Below are 4,795 nucleotides of genomic sequence, written 5' to 3'. Positions count from 1 at the left end.
AACGCCTCGGCGATCGCCTACATGGAGATCGAGCATCCGGGCGGACGGGCCTTCGGCGCCGGCATCGACCAGAACGCCACGACGGCCTCGCTGCGCGCGATCGTTGCGGCGGCCAACCGGATCGTGGATAGTCAGGGTTAACGAAACCTTTCCGCTTGCGTGCCGTTCCGGTTTCACGAAAGCCAGCGGCGGTACGCATGACAACCGTACGGCGGGCCATGACGGCCCGCCGCGCGAGGTCGAGGTGGCATGATGATGGAGTCCCGGGGCGCCCTGTCGGTGACGAGCGGAACCAAGCGTTTGGCCGACGCGGTGCGCGCGGCCAAGATCGCCTCCTCGCAGCGGACCGACATCGTGGTCGACATCCGCGAGGCGGACCGCGCCCGCCTCGAGATCTTCGCCGAGGAACTTCAGCCGATCATCGATGCGGTGCCGGCCGATGACGACCTCTTCGACTTCACGCTCTCCGGTGGCCCGCAGCCCCGCTACTGGGTCGACGGCACGGCGCAGGTTTTGATGGCGCGAGACCGGCGCACCTACCGCTTCGTGCGGGACACCCGCCTCGGCCGCATCACGCTCGCCGAATCGGGTGAAAGCCGCGTGATCGTCGACAAGGTGACCGAGTACGTCGCCGAGCGGATGGTGGAGCGCGACCGCGCACTCGCCGCATCCGACGGCATCGGTCTTCGGCCCGCCGAGCGGCCGGCCGCGCTCGCCGCCGCCGCCTCGCTCGAGCCGATCCGTCTCGCGCCGCGCCCGCGCTCGACGGACTTCGTGATCGCCGTCTCCTGGCTGATGATCGGCATCGTCGTCGGCGCCGGCATCCTCATGGCGATCGCCGCCTATCGCGGCGCGCCGATCGTCTGACGGACCGCGTCAGCCCCGCCGGCGGACGGCCAGAAGCACGACGCCCCCCACCACGAGGCCCCAGAACGGGGCGCTAATGCCGAGGAACGGCACGCCCGACGCCGTGACGACGAAGCACAGGATCGCCGCCTCGCGGTCCCGCGTCTCGCCGACCATTCCCCCGAGCGCGCCGGTGAAGGCGCCGATCAGCGCGACGCCGGCCACCGTCTGGACCAGCGCAGGAGACTGCGCGGCGAACGCCGTGGCCCAGCCTGCGGTGAGACCGAAGGCGATATAGGCGACCCCCGAGACGATCCCCGCCCACCACCGACGAGCCCGGTCCGGTCCGGCCTCGTCGCCCGCGCAGATCGCCGCGGTGATCGCGGCGAGATTGACCGCATGGCCGCCGAACGGGGCGCAGAGGAGGCTCGCGATGCCCGTCGCCGTGAAGAGCGGGGCGGGCTCGGCGGCAAAGCCGTTGACCCGCAGGATCGCAAGGCCCGGAATGTTCTGCGAGGCCATGGTGATCAGGAAGAGGGGCAGGCCCAGCCCGACCAGCGCGGCCGGCGACCAGTCCGGCAGGACGAGGACCGGCGAGGGGATCACCGCCGACGCGCCTGCCGGGCCGCTGTGGGCGAGAAAGAGCAGGAGAAAGGTCGCGACGGCGGCCGCCGGCACCGCGAGGACCCGGCTCCAGCGCCCGACGAGAAACCAGATCGCGATGACCGCGAGGGCTTCGAGCGGGATCGAGGCCACCGCCTTGACGGGCGCGAGGCAGAGGGGAAGCAGGATGCCCGCCAGCATCGCGTTGGCGAGCGACAGCGGAATGCGGGAGATCGCCCGGCCGACGGGCTTCACGAGGCCGGCCAGCACCACGAGCGCTCCTGCCAGGATAAATGCGCCGATTGCCGCGGCAAAACCGCCGGCGGGTGCGCCGGCCCCGGCCAGCAGCGCGGCGCCGGGCGTCGACCAGGCGACGGAGATCGGCATCTTCATTCGCCACGAGACGAGGATACCGCAGACGCCCATCGCGATCGACAGGGCCATGATGCCGGACGCGGCCTCCTCCGGTGAAGCGCCGACCCCGACCAGCCCCTGCAGCACCACGGAGAAGGAACTGGCGAAACCGACGAAGGCCGCAAGCAGCCCCGCCGAAAGGGCGGGCAACGGGGGAGGGCGCATCGGGCGGGCCTCGATCGGCGAACGGCGATCCGAGCGCCTTACGCGGCCGTGTCCGTCCCTGGCAAGCGCTTCCTTGGCTGCGACCGTCCGCAGATCAGGCGGCGACGCCGGGCTCGACGTCGATCGTGGTGCCGTCGTTGAGGAGGCGGCGCTCGCGGATCCAGTCGATGCCGCCGCCATCGGCCCGGAAGCCGCGTTCGCGCTGGACGAGCGACCAGTCGCCCGGTGCGCCGTCGATCTCGAAGAGGCTGTAGCGCGCGGCCGGCTTCGATCCGCCGACGTTCTGGCTCGCCGACGGAATGCCGGCGACCGGCACGCGCTCGCCGCCCGGCCCCGTCAGCCAGTAGAGCGTGTCGAGATGCGTATGGCCGTGCAGCACCAGTTCGGCGCCGACGTCATGGATGACCTTGGAGAAATATTGCTTGCCGATCAGCCGCTTCGACCAGGCCGCCGCACCGGCGATCGGCGGGTGGTGGATCATCACCACGCGGAACAGGCCGCGCGCCTTGGCCTCGTCGAGAAGGCGGGCGGTCGCAAGCGCCTGCCCGCGCTTGAAGGTGCCGGTGGCAAAGAACGGCGCGGTGGCCTCCGCGCTCGACGTGCCGATGATCGCGACCTGGCCGCGCACGCGCATGTAGGGATAGCGCCGATGATGGGGCGCCTTGCCGCCGTCGCCGATCAGATACGGGTACCATTCCTCGTAGACGCGCTTCAGCGCCCCCGGCACGTAGGCGTCGTGATTGCCCGGCACCACCGAGACCCATGCGGGGTCGCCGAGGTCTTCCAGCCAGACCCGCGCGCCGACGATCTCGGTCTTGGTTGCGAGATTGACGAGGTCGCCGGTCACCGCCACATGGCTCGGCGACTGCGCCTTGAGGTCGGCGACGAGCTTCAGCAGCGTGTCGCCGAACATCGCCCGCTTCCGGTTGCGCTGCCAGTTGATGTAACCGGTGATGCGCTTCGAGGCGAGCTCGCGGTAGGACACGTCCGGCAGCGGACCGAGGTGGATGTCGGACAGATGAGCGAGACGAAACATGGGCGGTGAACTAGCCGGACCGGGCGCGATGGGAAGGGCAGGCCGATGACGCCCTGGTTTTCGCGGCCGCTTGCACGGGTGCTGCGCGTCTGGGGCCTCCTCACGCGATCGATGACGCTCGGCGCGCGCATCGTGGCGCTGGATGAGGAGGGCCGCGTGTTCCTCGTGCGTCACGGCTACCGCGAGGGCTGGTACATGCCGGGCGGCGCCGTCGATCCCGGCGAGACGGCGCTTGAGGCGGTGGTGCGCGAGGCCCGCGAGGAGGGCAACCTCGTCTGCGAGGCGACACCAGTCCTTGTCTCGATCCACTACAATCGTCGCGAAGGGCGGGACCACGTTATGGTCTACCGGTGCGATCGCGTCCGGCAGACCGCGCCGCGCAAGGCCGACTGGGAGATTGCCGAGAGCGGCTTCTTCGCGCTCGACGATCTGCCCGAGGGGACGACGCCGGCCACGCGCCGACGCCTCGCCGAGGTGCTCGGCGGCGAGCCGCCCACCGAGGACTGGTAGCTCAGGCGGCGGCCAGCCGCTCGCGCCCGTGCGGGCGGTCGAGGTCGAGCTCGGGGCCGAGCGGCACGATCCGCGTCGGGTTAATCGTGTCGTGGCTCTCGTAGTAGTGATGCTTGATGTGGTGGAAATCCACCGTCTCGCGCACGCCCGTCCACTGGTAGAGCTCCAGCATGTAGCCTTGAAGGTTGAGGTAGTCGGTGATGCGGCGCTTGTTGCACTTGAAGTGCCCGACATAGACCGGATCAAAGCGGATGAGCGTCGTGAACAGGCGCCAGTCCGCTTCGGTGATCCGGTCGCCCGTGAGATAGCGCTGGCGCGACAGGCGGTCCTCCAGCCGGTCGAGCGTGTCGAACAGGACGTGGAAGGGTTTCTCGTAGGCTTCCTGCGTCGTCGCGAAGCCGCACTTGTAGACGCCGTTGTTGACCGCCTCGTAGACCTCCTCGTTGGTCGCATCGACCGCGGACCTAAGGTCGGCCGGGCAGAAATCCACCGACGCGTCGCCGAACGCGTCGAAGGACGAGTTGAAGATGCGTAGGATCTCGGCCGACTCGTTGTTGACGATGGTGCCGTCCTTCTTGTCCCAGAGCACCGGGACCGTGACGCGGCCGGTGAAGGTCGGATCGGCCTTCAGATACACCTCGTAGAGGCGCTCCGCCCCGTTCACGCTGTCGGGGATGCAGCCCTGGCGGTCCGAGAAGGTCCAGCCTTCCGCCCCCATGAACCAGTCGACGACCGAGAGGGAGACGACGTCCTCCAGCTTCTTGAGCTTGCGCAGGATCAGCGTCCGGTGCGCCCAGGGGCAGGCGAGGGAGACGTAGAGGTGGTAGCGCCCGGCCTCGGCCGGCACCGCGTCCTGACCGTCGGGACCCGGCTCGCCGTTCGGCGTCACCCAGCGGCGGAACGCCGTCTTGGTGCGCTGGAAGCTGCCGCCCGACGACTTGGTGTCGTACCACTTGTCCTGCCACTTGCCATCGACCAGAAGGCCCATCTGCATCACCCATCGCGAAAGCCGCGCGCGGGGAATTGCTTCGCCCTCGACGCGGCACATATGCGGTGATATGGAGCGGATCGGCCGATAGGCAGGCCTGAAGCAACGGGTTTCCCATGCTGCGACGACGACGCCAGGAGGCGGCACCAGCCGCCACGATCCACGCCGCCGGCGCCTGACCCGATTGCGAGGTCCGGCGGGGCGGAGCGAGTGCGTCTCCACCGTCAGGACCC

General features: G+C 69.6%; 6 protein-coding genes. 3 read left to right on the top strand and 3 right to left on the bottom strand.

Translation table 11 applies throughout. From position 1 onward, the window contains the following. Both QZ753_RS10945 and QZ753_RS10940 read left to right on the top strand, forming a co-directional pair. The coding region (locus tag QZ753_RS10945; protein WP_294643659.1) for an alpha-isopropylmalate synthase regulatory domain-containing protein at window positions 1-141 on the top strand (141 nt) is incomplete at its 5' end. Window positions 142-249: 108 nt separating this feature from the next. After that, window positions 250-867, top strand: coding sequence for a hypothetical protein (locus tag QZ753_RS10940; RefSeq protein ID WP_294643654.1), 618 nt, complete (start codon window positions 250-252; stop codon window positions 865-867). Between the two features lie 9 nt (window positions 868-876). On the opposite strand, the gene QZ753_RS10935 is transcribed toward QZ753_RS10940, so the two are convergent. Together QZ753_RS10935 and QZ753_RS10930 are read right to left on the bottom strand one after the other, a co-directional pair. Then, the gene (locus QZ753_RS10935) at window positions 877-2,028 is read right to left on the bottom strand and encodes a benzoate/H(+) symporter BenE family transporter (RefSeq protein WP_294643652.1); all 1,152 of its coding nucleotides are present in this window, start codon (window positions 2,026-2,028) and stop codon (window positions 877-879) included. Between the two features lie 94 nt (window positions 2,029-2,122). Beyond that, the gene (locus QZ753_RS10930) at window positions 2,123-3,064 is read right to left on the bottom strand and encodes a metallophosphoesterase (RefSeq protein ID WP_294643650.1); all 942 of its coding nucleotides are present in this window, start codon (window positions 3,062-3,064) and stop codon (window positions 2,123-2,125) included. Between the two features lie 45 nt (window positions 3,065-3,109). On the opposite strand from QZ753_RS10930, the gene QZ753_RS10925 reads away from it, so the two are divergent. Beyond that, entirely contained in the window at window positions 3,110-3,574 is a 465-nt protein-coding gene (locus QZ753_RS10925; protein WP_294643649.1) for an NUDIX domain-containing protein, read from the top strand. Window position 3,575: 1 nt separating this feature from the next. Here the strand turns inward: QZ753_RS10925 and QZ753_RS10920 are convergent, their stop codons facing one another. Beyond that, complete coding sequence (locus QZ753_RS10920) at window positions 3,576-4,562, bottom strand: glutathione S-transferase family protein (protein WP_294643656.1); 987 nt, start codon at window positions 4,560-4,562, stop codon at window positions 3,576-3,578. Window positions 4,563-4,795: the final 233 nt, after the last annotated feature.

Source organism: uncultured Aureimonas sp. (genome assembly GCF_913775355.1).
Lineage (GTDB): Bacteria > Pseudomonadota > Alphaproteobacteria > Rhizobiales > Rhizobiaceae > Aureimonas.
The sequence above is the reverse complement of the archived record's forward strand: the minus strand, read 5'-3'. Positions and strand labels throughout refer to the sequence as shown.